Raw genomic sequence first — 15,884 nt, 5'->3', positions numbered from 1 at the left:
TTCAGCCTCCACTTCGTTGGTTGGCTTCAGAATGCCAGCGCATTCTCGATTTTTCAATTTTTTCAGAATATTTTTTCATTTCTAGAACACTGTTGTACATTGCTGAATTCACTGATCTTTTCCTTTCCAGAAAATCGCTACGGCAGCCAGTGAAAAACTTTTTCATTGTGCTCCGCGCGAAATTGCGGAGAATGCGTGCATGGAAACCACAGAAAAACGCCAACGCGGCCGTCCGCGTGCCTTCAACGGCCCGCAGGAAGCGGCTTCGGTGCAGTCGCTCGACCGCGCGCTGCGCATCCTGGCGATCGTCGCGGACGCCAGCGGCTTGTCCTTGAGCGAGATCGCGGCGCGCAGCGGCATCGCCGCCTCAACGGCCTACCGCATGCTGACGACGCTGGAGAACCACGGCATGGTCGAGTTCGACTCGACCGACCAGCTCTGGTCGATCGGCGTCGAGACCTACCGCATGGGCGCCGCCTTCCTGCGCCGCCGCAAGCTGGTCGACCGCGCCCGCATCGTCATGCAGGAACTGATGGAAAAGACCGGCGAGACCGCCAATCTGGGCGTCGCCGAAGACGATTGCGTGGTTTTCGTAAGTCAGGTCGAGACGCATCAGGCGATCCGCGCCTTCTTCCGGCCGGGCACGCGCAGTTCCTTCCATGCGTCGGGCATCGGCAAGGCGGTGCTGGCGCATCTCGAGCCGGAGCGGGTCGCCGCCATCCTGCGCAAGGCCGGCCTGCAACGCTACACCGACAAGACGCTGTCCGACATCTCGGCGCTGGCTCACGATCTGGCGACCATCAAGCATCGCGGCTGGTCGGTCGACGACGAGGAACGCCATCCCGGCATGCGCTGCGTCGCCGCCGCCATCTTCAACGAGTTCGGCGAGCCGATCGGCGGCGTTTCCGTGTCCGGCCCGACGGTGCGGGTCACGCCGGAGCGCCTGGCGGAGATCGGCCCGCTGGTGCGCGAAGCCGCGGCCGAGGTGACGAAGATGATTGGCGGCGTGAAAGCCTACTGACTACGACAGCTTTTGTTTGCGCATGACCCCGGCGTCATGCGCCGGGCAGCGCGCTCTTGGCCGCTATCTCGAAGCGGGCCAGACTAAACGTATCGCTGTACACCGTCGGCTGATAGGCCCTGCCATCTTGCCGCGACGTTCGAATGCATGCGAAAGGGCGGGGATGCTGAAAACGGTTCAACTCTTGCTCGCCGCTTCACTTTGCGGATGCGCCGCCACGACACCGGTGCCGGACTCGAACCGGCAGCGCGTCGATTCCATACCGATCTCGCTCGCCCTCGAGGAGATCATTACCGCCGGCGTCCGCCAGCACTTGAAGGATCCAGTCTCGGCGAAGTTCGGGGCGATGCTTGCCGGTGAGCGGACGTTGAACGGCCGCCAGGAGATCGTGGTTTGCGGCTTTGTCGACGACAAGCGCTCAGCCGGCGGCTCCAGCGACGGCAAAACCTTCATTGCCAAGGTCTACCCGGATGCTGGAAACAGCTTCGAACTTGTCGCGATGAGCGGTGAATCGCCGAATGCCGGGCTTGCTGTTGCCGGCGCCTGCCGCAGCGCGGGATTGGCGATCGAGGCCAAGACCTCCTAGCACCAGGCGAAAAAGGGGCCGCGAAGCCCCCTTTCCGGTTGCGAGACGGTGGCTCTCCTCTGTTTTATTTGTTTTACGCAATTCCGGACGGAAAACCGCTATGCGCTTTTCCTGGAATTGCTCTCAGAGGCGGCAGTAATGCGGATAGCCGTCGTAGCCGATGTAGGTGTTCGAGCCCGGATCGTAGCTGGCATAGCGGGCCATGCAGCGGCGAACATGCCAGGAACCGTGGTAGCCATCCTCGACATAGACCGTACGCGGCTGCTGGGCGAGCAGGTTGCCCAGGACGAAGCCGCCCACGCCGGCGGCGATGCCGATGCCGAGCTCGCGGCGGTGATGATGGTCGTGAGCGGCCGAAGGCTGGACGGTGCCGGCCAGCGTGCCGGCGGCAACAGAGGTGGCGATAAGGGTCGAAACGAGCGTGCGCTTGAACATGATGATCTCCTTGGTTTCCTGACCGAGGCGATCCATCCGCCTCTTGATCATCTGTCGTTGCAGCGCGGAAAAGGTTCGAAGTTTTTTTCTGATTTTTTTGAGTGGCCGGAAGCGGCTCAAATCTTTCGGAACTGCCCTTATCCTTGATCGAGGCGACCATTCGCCTCTGGCGATCAGTTGTGGCGGAGCGGCGGCAAAAGGTTCGATGGATTGGGTAAATAGTGGATGGTGAATAGCCAATGGTCCAGAAAACGCCGCCTTTCACCATTCACCATTCACTCTCCTCACCCCATTCCCGTGACGTGCCGCAGCCAGAAGGCGAGCACGATGAAGCCGATGATCGTGGTGACGCCCGTCCAGTCGATGTTGGCCTTCTTCAGATCGCTGACGGCCTTCATCAGGAGAAGCGAGGTCACGACGATGAGCGGCAGGATGATGACGAATCTGATCATGCGACACCCCGTTCGACGCGATTGCACCCGAGAGAGAGATAGGAAGCGGCGCGCCGCTTTTCAGCATGCCGGCTAAGCCAAGCGGTCCATTAGCAACTCAAAACGGAGTTTTGTCTTTACTGGCGCACGAAATGTGCTACCGGAGCGCCGTGCCCTTGTAGCTCAGCTGGTAGAGCAGCGGTTTTGTAAACCGAAGGTCGCGGGTTCGATCCCTGCCGGGGGCACCATCCTTCGCTCTGCCAGCTTTCGAGCATCACTATATTCTGGCAATGCGCTATTTCCGGCAGGTGCTGCCATGTCGCGAACTCTGATCGTCATTGGCCTCAGCATAGTTGCCGCTGGCCTGCTGTGGCCATGGGTGACCAGGATCGGCCTCGGCAGGTTGCCCGGTGATATCGTGATCGAGCGCGAGAATTTCAGGCTCTACGTTCCCATCACCACGGGAATACTGATCAGTGTCGTTCTCTCGACCATTCTGTGGCTGATCAACCGTCACTGAGTAATTCGGCCGCGGCGCTTTGCTGAAAGCCCTCTACCTGCTCGCTCTTGATCTTCTATACGCCGATCGCAGCCACCAAGATCCGGTTCTGCCGCCTTATCGCCGCGCGCAGCTCCGGGATTTTCGCCTCGTCGCGCTTCACGAACTCGATGAACATCATGTTCATGTTGTTGAAGATCAACTCGCCCACCGCCGGGCCATCGATGTCTGACCGCACCAGGCCGATCTCCTGCAGGCGGGCGATCAGCGCCCGGATCTGTTCGGTCAAGGCGCGGTCGAGCGCGGTATAGGCCTGGCCGAAAGGGCTGTCGGGCAATTGGGTCGAGATTGCCATCGCCTGCCGCCACATCTCCTTGCTGAGGTAATTCAGCGAGTGCTCGATATAGATGCCGATCAGCCTGTCGAGCGCGTCGCCGACATCGGCCGGCGGGCTGCCGACCACGCCTTGCCCAGCATTCAGCACCTCGTTGACCTCCATAGCCACGATGGCGCCGAGGATGTCACCCTTGTTCTGGTAGTAATTGTAGATTGTGCCGATCGAGACCTCTGCCTGCGCAGCTATGGCCTCGATCTTGGCGCCTTCATAGCCGGCCTCACGGAAAAGCTCCGTCGCCGCATCGATGATGCGGCGGTGCCTGTCCGCCTTCTGCCGTGCGCGCAATCCGCTCATATCGGCCTCTCTGCCACAAAATCATAATTGACTCAATTTTAGAATTGGTTCAACTTTTCCTCAACAAGCCAGCAAGGCAGGGAGAACACTCGATGACTGTCCGGAATCCGCTTTCCAGCCTGAAGTCCCGTCTCGGAGCCGCCTGCGCTGCTGTGGCACTGCTCGCCGCTGGCGGCGCTCAGGCCGCCGATCTCAACGCGCTGATCTGGTGCGACCACTCCGATCCGGCGCTGCTGCAGCCCTTCGAGGAGGCCAACAACGTCAAGGTCAACGTCAAGGAATTCGAGGGCACAGGCGCAGGGCTCGCGATCGTCGATCAGTCGCAGCCGGGCGATTGGGACGTGATGGTGATTGATTCCATCGACGTGCCGCGCGGTGTCGAGAAAGGCCTGTTCGAGCCGCTGCCGGAGGACAAGTTGCCTTTCGCCGACCTCTTTCCGGAGGTGAAGATGGACAAGTCCACCGTGGTCGACGGCAAGCGCTACGGCATCACCGAAAAGTTCGGCTACAACACGATCGGCTTCAACAAGACCAAGGTCGATCCGGCCGACATGCAGTCGCTGGCTTCGCTGACCAGCGACAAATACAAGGGCAAGATCGCGATCTACGACTATTACCTGCCGGTCATCGGCATGGCGGCTCTGGCCATCGGCAAGAAGACCGCCGACCTCTCCGAGGCAGACCTGCCCGCTCTCAAAGCCGAGCTGCTCAAGATGAAGGCCAACGCCAAGCTGGTCGGCGAAGTCACCGCCAGCCAGACCGCGCTTGCGACCGGCGAGGTGGACGTCCTTGTCGGCGGCGGCGAGTGGGTGACTGCGGGGCTCGCCAAGGAAAACCCGGCGCTCGACTTCTCGATCCCCAAGGAAGGCGCGGTGCTGTGGTCGCAGTCGCTCGCCATGTTCAAGGAATCCAAGAACAAGGACATGGCGCTAAAATTCATCCAGTACATTCTGAGCCCGGAAGGCCAGGCGCGCCTTGCCACCTCCTCCTGCTACTGGGGCATGCCGTCCAACAAGAAGGCAGCGCTCACCGAGGAGCAGAAGAAGATCCTGCGCTTCGACGAGCAGCCCGGCTTCCTCGCCCGCGCCCAGGCCTATCCGGCGCCGAACGCCGATCTCGACAAGAAGATGCAGGACATGTGGACCGAAATGCTGCAGGCGCAGTAATCGGCCGATGAGCGGTTCCGGAGGTAGCCCGCGTGCCCTGCCCTGGGCGCTGGTCACGCCGGCGCTGGCGTGGACGCTTCTGTTCTTCGTGCTGCCCTTCGTCGCCATGGGATTGTCGAGCCTGACGGCGCATGAAGGCGGCGGCTTCACTTTGGCCAATTACAGCCAGTTCTTCACCGATCCATCCTACTGGCGGGCGATGGTGAACTCGCTGCAGGTGACCGCAAACGTCACCGTGATTTCGATCGTGCTCGCCTACCCATTCGCCTGGATCCTCGCCGAACAAGTACCGGAGCGCTGGCAGCGATTGGCACTGATGCTCGCCGTGCTGCCGTTCTGGACGTCTTACGTCGTGCGCTCCTATTCCTGGCTGCTCGTGCTGGCGCAGAACGGCGTCATCAATCGGGCGCTCACCGGCACCGGCTTAGTCGCGGAGCCGCTGCAGCTTGCGAACACTCGGTTCGCTACCGTCACCGGCTTCGTCCACTTCTTCATCATGCTGCTGACGCTCACCATCTTCGCCAATCTGAAACAACTCAGCCCGAGCTATCGCAAGGCGGCCGCCGACCTCGGTGCCGGGCCGGTGCGGACCTTCCTGCATGTCGTGCTGCCGCTGACCCTGCCCGGTATCATGGTCGGGGCTTTCCTCACCTTCGTACTCTGCATCGGCGACTACATCACGCCGCAGATCCTCGGCGGCAACAACGAGCTGGTCATGCCGCAGCTGGTCATGATGCAGATCGGCCGGCGCGGCGATTTTCCGCTGGCCTCGGCGCTTTCGATCATCCTGATGGCCGTCGTCACCGTCGCCTATCTCGCCTGCGCCCGCTGGCTGAAGATCGAGCGGGCTTGACCATGCGTGCTGCCGTTCGCCTCGCTGCCTGGCTCTACGCGATCGCCGTCTACGGCTTCATCTTCCTGCCGGTGGTCGTGCTGATACTGTTCTCGCTGCAGGCGACCTCTTTCCCCATCCCGCCTTTCACCGGCCCGTCGCTGCGCTGGTACCAGGCGGTGCTGTCCGATGCGCGGCTGACGTCCGCGCTGGTCAATTCGCTGCTGGTGGCGGTGCTGTCCTCGCTCGCATCCGTCACGCTCGGCTTCCTTTCCGCCTGGGGTTTCGCGCGCTTCGTGCTGCCGGGCTCGGCCCTGCTGCGCGGGCTGATCACGCTGCCGCTCACCGTCAGCTATCTGATCATCGGCATGGGGCTGCTGGTGCTGTTCAACCGGGCCGGCGTGCCGAAATCGCTCATCGCCGCCGGCATCGGTCATGTGGTAATCAACCTGCCGCTCTGCTTCGCCGTCATCTACAGCCAGATGGGCGACCACCAGATCAACATCGAGCGCGCCGCGCGCGACCTCGGCGCTCCCGAATGGAAGGTGCTGCTGATGATCACGGTGCCGGTCATGGCGCCGGCGATCTTCGCCGGCTTCTTCCTGTCGATGACCTTCTCCTGGGACGAGTTCGTCATCTCCTTCCTGCTCACCCGATTCGAGACGACGCTCCCGGTCGAGATCTGGAACCTCTTGCGCTCCGGCCTCAATCCCAAGACCAATGCGGTCGGCTCGCTGGTCTTTGCGGTTTCCATTGTGCTCGTGGTGCTGTTCGAATTGACCCTGCTGCGGAGAAAGCCGGCATGAGCGCCCCATTGGTCGACATCCGCAACGTCTCGCATCGTTTCGGCCACCTTCGCGTTTTGAAGAACGTCTCGCTCGCGATCGAGCCCGGCAGCTACACGATCCTCCTCGGCCCGTCCGGCTCCGGCAAGACGACGCTGCTTTCGATCCTTGGCGGCTTCGTCACCCCCAGCGAAGGCAAGGTGTTCATTCGCGGCGCGGATTGCACCGCCGTGCCGCCGGCCAAGCGCCCGACGACGACCGTCTTCCAGGACTACGCGCTGTTCCCGCATATGAGCGTCGGTAAGAATGTCGGCTTCGGGCTGCGCATGCAGGGCGTCGATGGCGCGACGCGGATGGCAAAGGCGCGCGAAGCGCTCGCCCTCGTCGGGCTTGCAGACTCCTTCGACAAGAAGCCGCACCAGCTCTCCGGTGGCCAGCGCCAGCGCGTGGCGCTGGCGCGCGCGCTGGTCATCGAGCCGGCGGTGCTGTTGCTCGACGAGCCGCTCGGCGCGCTGGATCTTAAGCTGCGCCGGCAGATGCAGGACGAGTTGAAAGCGATCCAGAAGCGGGTCGGCACCGCATTCGTCCATGTCACGCACGACCAGGAAGAAGCGATGGCCCTGGCTGACCATTGCGTGGTGATGAATGACGGGCGCATCGAGGACGAAGGACCGCCCGAGCGGGTCTATGCGCGGCCGAAGACTCGCTTCTCGGCGACCTTCATGGGCGAAAGCACGATTCTTGCCGGCAAAGCCGGCGAAACACAGGATGGACGCTTCGCAGTGGCGACCAGGCTCGGGCCGATCTCGCTGCCCGGCACGGCGCCGGCTGGCGCGGCTGTGGCGCTTGCCATCCGGCCCGAGCACCTCATCCTTGCGGGAGCGAAAGGCGACGTTGCGCTCGGCACCGCCAGAGTGAGCGACGTCGTCTTCCAAGGGAGCTTCAAGCGGGTGCTCGCCACCTCGGCGCAGGATCCTGCATTGCAGTTCATCGCCAAGGCACCAGCTCCCGCGACCGTCCAGGCCGGCGACACGGTCGCGGTTTCATGCGACGCTCAAGACATCATCCTGCTGGCGGACTGATCCAATGAGCATGCTTCCGGTCATCGAGGCTCCGGACTGGTACGAGAGCATCCGCATGAGCGACGACGTCACGCTCATCCATGAGCCATGGATAAAGCCGTTCTTCCGCTGCAACATCTGGCATGTGCGCGGCCGCGACGGCGATCTTTTGTTCGATACCGGCCTCGGCCATTTCAGCCTGCGGCGCCATGTGCCGCTGGTCACCGAACGCAAGCTTGTCTGCGTCGCCAGCCACACGCATTTCGACCACATCGGCTGCCACCACGAATTTCCGGATCGCTGCGTGCATTCGGCTGAAGCCCAGATCCTCGCCGATCCGCGCAACGAGCGGACGGTCGCCGACCGCTACGCGACTGACGATATGTTCGACGGCATGCCCGACGGATGGGATACGGCCAGCTACCGCATCCCGCCTGCGCCGGCCAACCGGCTGCTTGAGCATGGCGACGTTGTCGATCTCGGCGATCGTGCCTTCGAGGTCATCCACACGCCTGGCCACTCACCCGGCGGAATCGCGCTCTACGAGCGAAAGACCCGCATCCTCTTGTCCGGCGACATCGTCTATGACGGGCCGCTGATCGACGACGTCTACCACTCCGATATCGGCGACTATGTCGAGACGCTGCTTGCCATGCGCGACCTCGACGTCTCGGTCGTGCATGGCGGCCATTTCCCGAGCTTCGGCAAGGTGCGCTACCGCCAGTTGATCGACGAGTATCTTGCGCAGAAGCGGCAGGCGGGCTGTCACCTGCTGCAGAACCGCTAGCGCTTTAAAGCGCCCTTTGCGGACAGGGCATCCCGGCGGCGTCGCCGCAGCGGGAGGCCGTCGGATGCGGCCGCTGGCTCATCTCCTCCGAGTGGCGCACAAGCTCGGCGAACATGAGGGCGAAACTTCCCATCATCAGGAAGACTATGATCAGACGCGTCACTGGCAATAGATAGGTCTCTCGACTGGCCAGCCCCCGCCAACCCATCCACTGCCGGCTAACATGATCGATCCGGCTTTACGAGTGTTTAACCCTGGTCTTAACCATTGCAGCCATCACATTCGTTGCATGGCTGTCACGAAGCGCGAGCGCCAACGCCTATCCGCATGGCGGGGCGCACCGCCCTTTGCAGATGCGGTCGGCGCATGCTACGCCGTCGCCTGCGCGACCGGCAGGCGGTAGCGGTCGCCGTTCGGGATCCATGAGCAAAGAAACCAGCCGTTTCGCCTTCGTCTCTTCCGACACCGACGACGCCCGCGCGGCGCTGGAAACCTTGTCGGCGCGCTATGGGCAAATACCTGTCGCCGAGGCGGAGATCATCATCGCGCTCGGCGGTGACGGCTTCCTGCTGCAGACGCTGCGCGACACGATGAGCACGGGCAAGAAGGTCTACGGGATGAACCGTGGCACCATCGGCTTCCTGATGAACGAATATCGCGCCGGCGGCCTCGATGAACGCATTTCGAAAGCCGTATCCGAGACGATCCGCCCGCTGGAGATGCAGGCGGTGACTCACGAGGGCGAAATGATCTCGGCGCTGGCGATCAACGAAGTGGCGCTTTGGCGCCAGTCCTATCAGACGGCGAAAATACGCATCACCGTCGACGAGCAGGTGCGGCTGGAGGAATTGAACTGCGACGGCGTCATGATCGCGACGCCCGCTGGTTCGACAGCCTACAATCTGTCGGCGCACGGGCCGATCCTTCCGCTCGACGCGCCGCTTTTGGCGCTGACGCCGGTCAGCCCCTTCCGGCCCCGGCGCTGGCGCGGCGCGCTGCTCTCCAACAAAGCGATCGTGCGCTTCGACATATTGGAATCGGAAAAGCGCCCGGTGAACGCAGCCGCCGACCACACCGAGGTCAAAGCGATCGCCTCTGTCACGGTGCGGGAATCGCCGACCGCGACGGCGACGTTGCTGTTCGATCCCAATCATTCATGGAACGAGCGTATTCTTGCCGAGCAATTCCGCTATTGAGCCGGTAGAAGACAATAACCCCGATTAAGCATCGCAATTAAGGTTACGTGTTCACAATCCGCCGGATTCCCGGCCGTTTCTGTTGACAAATCGCGGACTTGCGCCTAACTGCAACCCGATCTTGCAGGCGCGCGGCGCCCGCCGCAACGCGTGTTGCGATTTTTCCCGAACCAGCCAAAGACAGCCACAACTTGTCCGCAGACACTCAGACCGCTCAAGAAGCGTTGACGTTCACAGACCTCGGCCTGTCGCCGAAGGTCCTCTCCGCAGTCACCGATGCCGGCTACACCAAGCCTACCCCGATCCAGTCCGGCGCCATTCCGCATGCGCTGCTCGGCAAGGATGTGCTGGGCATTGCCCAGACAGGCACCGGCAAGACCGCTTCCTTCGTGCTGCCGATGCTGACCCGGCTGGAAAAGGGCCGTGCGCGTGCCCGCATGCCGCGCACGCTGATCCTCGAGCCGACACGCGAGCTCGCCGCCCAGGTCGAGGAAAACTTCGTCAAATACGGCAAGAACCACAAGCTCAACATCGCGCTGCTGATCGGCGGCGTCTCCTTCGAGGAGCAGGACAAGAAGCTGGAGCGCGGCGCCGATGTGCTGATCGCCACGCCCGGCCGGCTGCTCGACCACCGCGAGCGCGGCAAGCTCTTGCTCAACGGCGTGGAGATCCTCGTCATCGACGAGGCCGACCGGATGCTCGATATGGGCTTCATCCCCGATATCGAGCGCATCTGCGAGATGATCCCGTTCACGCGCCAGACGCTGTTCTTCTCGGCGACCATGCCGCCGGAAATCACCAAGCTCACCGAAAAATTCCTGCATGCGCCGGTGCGCGTCGAGGTATCCAGAGCCGCTTCCACCGCGACCAGCATCACGCAGCGCCTGGTGAAGTCAGGCTCCAAGCCGTGGGACAAGCGCGAGACGCTTCGCAATCTCATGCGGGCCGAAGAGTCCGATCTGAAGAACGCCATCATCTTCTGCAACCGCAAGGTCGAAGTATCGGAGCTTTTCCGCTCGCTGCTGAAGCATGATTTCGACGCCGGCGCGCTGCATGGCGACATGGATCAGCGCGCCCGCATGCAGATGCTTGCCAATTTCCGCGATGGCAAGCTGCGTTACCTCGTCGCCTCGGACGTCGCCGCCCGCGGCCTCGATATTCCAGACGTCAGCCACGTCTTCAACTACGACGTGCCGATTCATGCAGAGGATTATGTCCACCGTATCGGGCGCACCGGCCGGGCCGGCCGCTCGGGAAAATCCTTCACCATCGCGACGCGCTCCGACACCAAATATGTCGACGCCATCGAAAAGCTGATTGGCACCAAGATCGAATGGCATGACGGCGACCTGTCGACGGTCGCCGAGAGCGAAGGCGAAGAAGCGCCTCGCCGTGGCCGCGGCGCGCCGCGGCGCGCCGGTCGCAAGGACGAGGACCGCAAGGGCCGTGGCGAGCGCAAGAAAGGCGCGGACCGCCACGCCAGGCACAGCGACGACGAGACGCCGGAGACAGCACGCGAAGAGCAGCCGGTGGCCGAGATTGCCGATATTGCCGAGCGCCGCGCCCGCAAGGATGCGATCCGTTCCGAGAACGACCGCAAGGGTTCCGACAACCGCAACGAGCAGCGCGGGGCTTCCCGTCCTCAGCGCGACCACAACCGCCCTGGCCGCCACCGTCATGAAGAGGACGACGCGACCGTCGGCTTCGGCGATGACGTGCCCGCCTTCATGCGCATCGTCGCGAAGGTCTGACCTCAATACCGCGTCGGCAACAACGAGGCGGCCCCGAATGGGGCCGTTCCTCTACTGCCGTTTCGCTCGAAGGATACAAGCGCTTTGCCGGGATTGTCCTGCTGCCGCTTACATCGGCCCGGGCATCATCTTGGTCGGCTTCTCCAGCATCGGAAACTCGGCGTCGCTGCATTTCACCTTCGGGTTCGTCGGGCTGAACATGCCGTTCGGATTGTCCCTGAACAGCCAGGCGTGAAGATCGTAATGGACGAACTCCTTCGGGATGAGCGGATAATGCCCCTCCATCGGACCCATGAATTTCTGGCCGAATAGGCTCGGTGGTTCCTTGACATCCGGCGTCAAGGGCACCAGCCATTCTACGGCGACCAGCTTCAAGCCTTTCTTGGTCGGTTCGTAAATGAGCACGTTGGGCTTCATCGGGTCGAGCTTCTGGCCGACGCTCGGAACGTTGACGAAATGGATGCCCATGGCGCCCTTCGGATATTCCATCGTGCCCGGAATCTTCTCGCCCGAGTAATAGACGCAGCCGACGGTCGACAGATAGAGGTCGCGAACGGCGGCCGTGTAGTCCTCATATTTGGCCAGCGATTTTTTCAGAGCTTCGATGTCGGCCTTGTTGGCGTCTTCGGCCCGGGCCGTGGCGGCTCCAACCCATGCGCCCAAGAGGCCAGTTAAAACGAGGACGCCGCAGCGCCCAAGGCGAGTCGTTCTTGTCATGCATTCCTCCCAGATTCTTGAACTGGCCGTGCAAGACCGAGGCGGAAAAATGCTGATTGCGCGGCCGGTTGTACCGCCTCGTCCCCGCTGGACAGCGTCGATGCTAGTCCTTTCCAAGGCGATGGAAAGGCATCAATTAGAACTAGCTAAGGCCCCGACGCCTTTTCCCATCTCGAGGTCAAAAACAAAACGGCCCTCGCGGGGCCGTTTTGCATAGTAGAGTAGTTCTCCTGGCAGCAGCTTCTATCAGGTCAGCGGCGACAGCTGGATCTCGACGCGACGGTTCTGGGCGCGACCGGCAGCCGTCGCGTTGGAAGCAACCGGACGTGTCTTGCCGAAGCCGGTGACGGCGAAGCGGCGGGAATCGACGCCCTGGCCCGACAGGTAGTTGGCGACGGCCAGCGCACGGCGCTGCGACAGGTCGAAATTGTGCTCGTCGCCGCCGGTCGAGTCGGTGTGGCCGAAGACGTCGACGGTCGTCTGGCGGAACTTGTTCAGCACCAGCGCCACCGAGTTCAGCACCGGATAAAAGCCCGGCTTCACCGCATCCTGGTCGACGTTGAAGGTGATGTCGGACGGCATGTTGAGAATGATCTGGTCGCCGCTGCGGGTGACACTGACGCCGGTGCCCCGCAGCTGACGGCGAAGCTCGGCCTCGTTCTGGTCCATCGTCGCGCCGATCGCGCCGCCGGCAAGGGCGCCGATGCCCGCACCGATCAGCGCGTTGCGGCGGTCGTTGCCGCCGGCCAGCAGACCAAGGCTGGCACCCGCCAACGCGCCGAGGCCGGCGCCGGCCGCGGTGTTGGAGATCTTCTGGTCGCCGGTATACGGATCGGTGGTGGTGCAGGCGCTCACGAGCACAGCCGTCGCCACGGCGACGAGCACGGTCTTCTTCATAAGATTGTCCCTCTCCAAATCGCGGCCGTTGCAGCCGCGCCAAATCAGCCCTTCCGCACGCGTTGTACCATGAATTGCGGCAAAAAGCGGAACGGCAAAGCTACCAGAGGTTCTTGCCGTCGATCACCACCACTTCGACCCTGTCCAAGTCGAAGTCGTCGAACAGGCGAGAGTTGACGCTGATCCTCGGGTTGTCGAAGTCGGGCTGGCCCGTCGACCAGTCCGGCGTTTCGGTGAAGGTGCCGCAGCCGCAGGTCGAGCAGAAACCATGCTTTATGGTTTTCGAGCCCCAGCGGTAGAAGGAGACGTTCTTAGGCGGGCTGGTGAGCTTGAATTGCGACGGGACGTAATAGGCCCAGAGCGACCCGCGCTTGGAGCAGAATGAGCACGTGCATTGCGTCACCGTCTGCGGCGCTTCGGAGACTTCGAAAGTCGTGGCCTTGCAGTGGCAGCTTCCCTTGATGATCATGGATCTCTCCGTTGTCCGCCCGCCCCGCACAGTTCCGTGCGGAAGACGCCGCGGAACTTCTGTGGCAGCAAGCCAACATAAAGAAGTGGTCCTGACAACCGACCGTCAACAGGCGCGGCAGCGCCCGGTCGAGAGCTCACCTGCTTTCGGCACTGCCTGGCCGCGGCAATCCTAGTAAGAGGGCGGCGGCACGAACAGGCAGATGGTCTTGCCGGCGTCCAATCCGGCCTGGTGCGCGCACCAGTGATATTCGCCATCAGGCGAATCCTTGACCCGCTTGTCGCTGTAGGCGACCACCTCGCCGGTGCCTTTTATTACATAGCCTTCCGGCCGCTCGCCGATCGATGTCTGTGGCACCTCCTTGCAGTCGTAGTTGGCGCAGCAGGCAAAGGGATAGCTCCAGGCCTGCGGAAGCACCGCCGTAGGTTTGGCGTCGTGCGCGACGGCAGTAGCGGTCAGCATCATGGTCCCGAAGGTGGCGAACAGGGAAAACAGGAGCCGGCCGGCCGGGCGAACGGCTCGGGCCGATCTTGACTTGGCAGCAGACATCGAAGCGTTCCTTTCGAGCATCAAGCGTTTTGTCGCTTGCCCGTTCCCGGAACGTGTCTTCCCAGTGGCCGGATCGTCAGTCGCAGATATGCCGCGTCCGGCCATACATGCTTCTATACCCAGCCCAAATGCTGGGCTGATTCCTTGGCCGGCGCAAGAACTGGGCGTGCCCTCGGAATCGCACCGGGGTTCAGCAGCGGCCGCAGAAAAGGGTGCGCCGACTTGGTTAACAATAACTACGACAAGCCTGCGACCAGGGGTGCCTAAGAACGAAATTCTGCCGACGGAAGTTCCGACCGTCAGCCGGTGACATGTTCACGATATTGCGGCAGGTCGTCCGTAATCGTGAACCATTGCGCCTTGGAACCGACGAAGATATGTGCACTTGGGCGAATGCTCGGATCGCCCGTCAGGGTCCCCATGGCAACATGGACGTAGGCACCCTCCCGCACCAAGGAGTAGAGCAGGGAGCCGCACTGCCCGCAATGCGCGTCGTGGCCGCCGGCATCGCCATAGATCAGCAGCCTGTCGTCGCCCGCGGTGAGATGAAACTTGTCGCGCGCGATGCCGGCAATGGGCTTGAAGCCGACCCTGTGGTACGGCGGCAGTTCGAGCAATGGCAATTCACCGCGTAGGCGAATTCATCGGTCACCTCGTAGCGGACGGTGCCGCAGAAGCATTGCCCGGCAAGCGTACGAGCACCTGCCTTTTCCGGATTTGCCAAGGTCTCACCCCCTGCCAGCCGCCACCCGGCGGAAAGTTTTCGGAATACCTAGTCGAGGTCCGCCACCGCCTCACCTGCACCGCCCTCGATGCGATGCGACAGCGAGGCCTCCATGAATTCGTCGAGATCGCCGTCGAGCACGCTTGACGGGCTGGTGTTTTCGACGCCGGTGCGCAGATCCTTCACCAGCTGATAGGGCTGGAGGACGTAAGAACGGATCTGGTGGCCCCAGCCGATATCGCTCTTCGACGCCTCGGTGGCGTTCGCCACGGCCTCGCGCTTTTTCAGCTCTTCCTCGTAGAGCCGCGAGCGCAGCATCTCCCAGGCCTTGGCCCGGTTTTTGTGCTGCGAGCGTTCGGCTTGGCAAGCAACTGCGATGCCGGTCGCGAGGTGGGTGATACGCACCGCCGAGTCGGTGGTGTTGACGTGCTGGCCGCCCGACCCGGACGAACGGTAGGTGTCGATGCGCACGTCGGATTCCGAAACGTTGATCTCGATCGTGTCGTCGATGACGGGATAGACCCAGACGCTGGCGAAGGAGGTATGGCGGCGCGCATTGCTGTCGTAAGGCGAGATGCGCACCAGGCGGTGAACGCCGGATTCCGTCTTCAGCCAGCCATAGGCGTTGTGCCCCTTGATAAGCACGGTGGCCGACTTGATGCCGGCCTCTTCGCCTTCATGGACTTCCAGCACCTCGACCTTGAAGCGGCGCCGCTCGGCCCAGCGCGTGTACATGCGCAAGAGCATCGACGCCCAGTCCTGGCTCTCGGTGCCGCCGGCTCCGGCATGGATTTCAAGATAAGTGTCGTTGGCGTCCGCCTCGCCCGACAGCAGGGTCTCGACCTGACGGGCCTTGGCCTCGCCCTGCATCGAACGCAGCGCCGCTTCGGCTTCCGCGACGACGCCCTCGTCGCCCTCTTCCTCGCCGAGTTCGATCAGGCCGATATTGTCCTCGAGCGCCTGGGTCAGGCCTTTGACCGCCGCGATTCCCTCATCGAGGCTCTGGCGCTCCCGCATCAGCTTCTGCGCTTCCGCGGGGTCGTTCCAGAGGCTGGAATCCTCCGCGCGCGAGTTCAGATATTCAAGCCGCTTGAGGGCCGGATCCCAGTCAAAGATGCCTCCTCAGCAGGGTTATCGCCTGCCTGATCTCGTCGACAATGTTCTGCGTTTCCGCGCGCATGGCTCTTCGTTCTGTCCTGTTCTTGTCGTTTTTTGGAATCGGCGCGATACATAGGCACGGCACCGCCGCCTGTAAAGCGAAATGGGCCGGCGTTAAGCTGCCGGCCC

19 protein-coding genes, 1 tRNA gene and 1 pseudogene are annotated in these 15,884 nt (G+C 62.5%); 11 read left to right on the top strand and 10 right to left on the bottom strand.

Features of this window, described 5'->3' with window-relative positions; genetic code table 11:
- Window position 1: 1 nt before the first annotated feature.
- The gene (locus A9K71_RS31100; protein ID WP_156752566.1) at window positions 2–166 is read right to left on the bottom strand and encodes a hypothetical protein; all 165 of its coding nucleotides are present in this window, start codon (window positions 164–166) and stop codon (window positions 2–4) included.
- Between the two features lie 33 nt (window positions 167–199).
- On the opposite strand from A9K71_RS31100, the gene bhcR reads away from it, so the two are divergent.
- Both bhcR and A9K71_RS01755 read left to right on the top strand, forming a co-directional pair.
- The gene (gene bhcR, locus A9K71_RS01760) at window positions 200–1,021 is read left to right on the top strand and encodes an HTH-type transcriptional regulator BhcR (RefSeq protein ID WP_066989549.1); all 822 of its coding nucleotides are present in this window, start codon (window positions 200–202) and stop codon (window positions 1,019–1,021) included.
- Between the two features lie 22 nt (window positions 1,022–1,043).
- On the top strand, window positions 1,044–1,607 hold the full coding sequence (locus A9K71_RS01755) for a hypothetical protein (protein WP_245299510.1): 564 nt from the start codon (window positions 1,044–1,046) through the stop codon (window positions 1,605–1,607).
- A gap of 123 nt (window positions 1,608–1,730) precedes the next feature.
- Here the strand turns inward: A9K71_RS01755 and A9K71_RS01750 are convergent, their stop codons facing one another.
- Window positions 1,731–2,042 carry a BA14K family protein gene (locus A9K71_RS01750; protein WP_066989901.1) on the bottom strand — a complete coding sequence of 104 codons (312 nt, stop codon included), beginning with the start codon at window positions 2,040–2,042 and terminating at the stop codon, window positions 1,731–1,733.
- Between the two features lie 284 nt (window positions 2,043–2,326).
- Window positions 2,327–2,494 carry a hypothetical protein gene (locus tag A9K71_RS29740; protein WP_082980297.1) on the bottom strand — a complete coding sequence of 56 codons (168 nt, stop codon included), beginning with the start codon at window positions 2,492–2,494 and terminating at the stop codon, window positions 2,327–2,329.
- A 151-nt stretch (window positions 2,495–2,645) separates the two neighbouring features.
- Between A9K71_RS29740 and A9K71_RS01745 the strand changes: the two genes are divergently transcribed.
- Window positions 2,646–2,721 (top strand) — tRNA-Thr (locus tag A9K71_RS01745).
- A gap of 68 nt (window positions 2,722–2,789) precedes the next feature.
- Window positions 2,790–2,993, top strand: coding sequence for a DUF2905 domain-containing protein (locus tag A9K71_RS01740; RefSeq protein ID WP_066989544.1), 204 nt, complete (start codon window positions 2,790–2,792; stop codon window positions 2,991–2,993).
- A 55-nt stretch (window positions 2,994–3,048) separates the two neighbouring features.
- Here the strand turns inward: A9K71_RS01740 and A9K71_RS01735 are convergent, their stop codons facing one another.
- Complete coding sequence (locus tag A9K71_RS01735) at window positions 3,049–3,663, bottom strand: TetR/AcrR family transcriptional regulator (RefSeq protein ID WP_066989542.1); 615 nt, start codon at window positions 3,661–3,663, stop codon at window positions 3,049–3,051.
- A gap of 92 nt (window positions 3,664–3,755) precedes the next feature.
- Here A9K71_RS01735 and A9K71_RS01730 point away from each other — a divergent pair, with 92 nt between their 5' ends.
- From A9K71_RS01730 to A9K71_RS01695, 7 genes are all read left to right on the top strand, one after another.
- On the top strand, window positions 3,756–4,829 hold the full coding sequence (locus tag A9K71_RS01730; RefSeq protein WP_066989540.1) for a spermidine/putrescine ABC transporter substrate-binding protein: 1,074 nt from the start codon (window positions 3,756–3,758) through the stop codon (window positions 4,827–4,829).
- 7 nt (window positions 4,830–4,836) lie between these two features.
- Window positions 4,837–5,682, top strand: a complete 846-nt coding sequence (locus A9K71_RS01725; protein WP_066989538.1) for an ABC transporter permease — start codon at window positions 4,837–4,839, stop codon at window positions 5,680–5,682.
- A gap of 2 nt (window positions 5,683–5,684) precedes the next feature.
- Window positions 5,685–6,467: an ABC transporter permease gene (locus A9K71_RS01720; RefSeq protein ID WP_066989536.1), complete on the top strand. Its 783-nt coding sequence runs from the start codon at window positions 5,685–5,687 to the stop codon at window positions 6,465–6,467.
- Window positions 6,464–7,528 carry an ABC transporter ATP-binding protein gene (locus tag A9K71_RS01715; protein WP_066989534.1) on the top strand — a complete coding sequence of 355 codons (1,065 nt, stop codon included), beginning with the start codon at window positions 6,464–6,466 and terminating at the stop codon, window positions 7,526–7,528. The genes A9K71_RS01720 and A9K71_RS01715 overlap by 4 nt, the downstream gene beginning before the upstream one ends.
- 4 nt (window positions 7,529–7,532) lie before the next feature.
- Complete coding sequence (locus tag A9K71_RS01710) at window positions 7,533–8,294, top strand: MBL fold metallo-hydrolase (RefSeq protein ID WP_066989531.1); 762 nt, start codon at window positions 7,533–7,535, stop codon at window positions 8,292–8,294.
- A 422-nt stretch (window positions 8,295–8,716) separates the two neighbouring features.
- Complete coding sequence (locus tag A9K71_RS01700) at window positions 8,717–9,490, top strand: NAD kinase (protein ID WP_066989528.1); 774 nt, start codon at window positions 8,717–8,719, stop codon at window positions 9,488–9,490.
- A 191-nt stretch (window positions 9,491–9,681) separates the two neighbouring features.
- Window positions 9,682–11,241 carry a DEAD/DEAH box helicase gene (locus tag A9K71_RS01695; protein WP_066989526.1) on the top strand — a complete coding sequence of 520 codons (1,560 nt, stop codon included), beginning with the start codon at window positions 9,682–9,684 and terminating at the stop codon, window positions 11,239–11,241.
- Between the two features lie 108 nt (window positions 11,242–11,349).
- Here A9K71_RS01695 and A9K71_RS01690 read toward each other — a convergent pair whose 3' ends face one another.
- The 6 genes and pseudogenes from A9K71_RS01690 to prfB all read right to left on the bottom strand — a co-directional run bounded on the left by A9K71_RS01690 (window position 11,350) and on the right by prfB (window position 15,777).
- On the bottom strand, window positions 11,350–11,958 hold the full coding sequence (locus tag A9K71_RS01690) for a hypothetical protein (RefSeq protein WP_066989524.1): 609 nt from the start codon (window positions 11,956–11,958) through the stop codon (window positions 11,350–11,352).
- Window positions 11,959–12,204: 246 nt separating this feature from the next.
- Window positions 12,205–12,855 carry an OmpA family protein gene (locus A9K71_RS01685; protein WP_066989523.1) on the bottom strand — a complete coding sequence of 217 codons (651 nt, stop codon included), beginning with the start codon at window positions 12,853–12,855 and terminating at the stop codon, window positions 12,205–12,207.
- Window positions 12,856–12,955: 100 nt separating this feature from the next.
- Window positions 12,956–13,324 (bottom strand): GFA family protein, encoded by a 369-nt coding sequence (locus A9K71_RS01680; RefSeq protein WP_066989521.1) that lies wholly within the window; start codon window positions 13,322–13,324, stop codon window positions 12,956–12,958.
- Between the two features lie 171 nt (window positions 13,325–13,495).
- Entirely contained in the window at window positions 13,496–13,873 is a 378-nt protein-coding gene (locus A9K71_RS01675; protein WP_066989898.1) for a hypothetical protein, read from the bottom strand.
- 299 nt (window positions 13,874–14,172) lie between these two features.
- Window positions 14,173–14,597: pseudogene (locus A9K71_RS01670) on the bottom strand (GFA family protein).
- Window positions 14,598–14,645: 48 nt separating this feature from the next.
- Window positions 14,646–15,777 (bottom strand): peptide chain release factor 2 gene (gene prfB / locus A9K71_RS01665; RefSeq protein WP_127246966.1). Its coding sequence is split into 2 segments (ribosomal slippage): window positions 14,646–15,710 and window positions 15,712–15,777, totalling 1,131 coding nucleotides; the frame shifts between segments, so codons are not numbered across the junction.
- Window positions 15,778–15,884 lie beyond the last annotated feature (107 nt).

The organism is Mesorhizobium sp. WSM3873 (genome assembly GCF_001672445.1).
GTDB lineage: Bacteria > Pseudomonadota > Alphaproteobacteria > Rhizobiales > Rhizobiaceae > Mesorhizobium.
The sequence above is the reverse complement of the archived record's forward strand: the minus strand, read 5'-3'. Positions and strand labels throughout refer to the sequence as shown.

Coding starts and splice junctions, on each gene's coding strand:
- A9K71_RS01740 (WP_066989544.1), top strand. CDS start 2,790: ATGTCGCGAACTCTGATCGTCATTGGCCTCAGCATAGTTGCCGCTGGC.
- A9K71_RS01710 (WP_066989531.1), top strand. CDS start 7,533: ATGAGCATGCTTCCGGTCATCGAGGCTCCGGACTGGTACGAGAGCATC.
- A9K71_RS01715 (WP_066989534.1), top strand. CDS start 6,464: ATGAGCGCCCCATTGGTCGACATCCGCAACGTCTCGCATCGTTTCGGC.
- A9K71_RS01690 (WP_066989524.1), bottom strand. CDS start 11,958: ATGACAAGAACGACTCGCCTTGGGCGCTGCGGCGTCCTCGTTTTAACT.
- A9K71_RS01685 (WP_066989523.1), bottom strand. CDS start 12,855: ATGAAGAAGACCGTGCTCGTCGCCGTGGCGACGGCTGTGCTCGTGAGC.
- A9K71_RS01755 (WP_245299510.1), top strand. CDS start 1,044: ATGACCCCGGCGTCATGCGCCGGGCAGCGCGCTCTTGGCCGCTATCTC.
- A9K71_RS01675 (WP_066989898.1), bottom strand. CDS start 13,873: ATGTCTGCTGCCAAGTCAAGATCGGCCCGAGCCGTTCGCCCGGCCGGC.
- A9K71_RS29740 (WP_082980297.1), bottom strand. CDS start 2,494: ATGATCAGATTCGTCATCATCCTGCCGCTCATCGTCGTGACCTCGCTT.
- bhcR (WP_066989549.1), top strand. CDS start 200: ATGGAAACCACAGAAAAACGCCAACGCGGCCGTCCGCGTGCCTTCAAC.
- A9K71_RS01735 (WP_066989542.1), bottom strand. CDS start 3,663: ATGAGCGGATTGCGCGCACGGCAGAAGGCGGACAGGCACCGCCGCATC.
- A9K71_RS01725 (WP_066989538.1), top strand. CDS start 4,837: ATGAGCGGTTCCGGAGGTAGCCCGCGTGCCCTGCCCTGGGCGCTGGTC.
- A9K71_RS01700 (WP_066989528.1), top strand. CDS start 8,717: ATGAGCAAAGAAACCAGCCGTTTCGCCTTCGTCTCTTCCGACACCGAC.
- A9K71_RS01750 (WP_066989901.1), bottom strand. CDS start 2,042: ATGTTCAAGCGCACGCTCGTTTCGACCCTTATCGCCACCTCTGTTGCC.
- A9K71_RS01730 (WP_066989540.1), top strand. CDS start 3,756: ATGACTGTCCGGAATCCGCTTTCCAGCCTGAAGTCCCGTCTCGGAGCC.
- A9K71_RS01720 (WP_066989536.1), top strand. CDS start 5,685: ATGCGTGCTGCCGTTCGCCTCGCTGCCTGGCTCTACGCGATCGCCGTC.
- A9K71_RS31100 (WP_156752566.1), bottom strand. CDS start 166: ATGAAAAAGTTTTTCACTGGCTGCCGTAGCGATTTTCTGGAAAGGAAA.
- A9K71_RS01680 (WP_066989521.1), bottom strand. CDS start 13,324: ATGATCATCAAGGGAAGCTGCCACTGCAAGGCCACGACTTTCGAAGTC.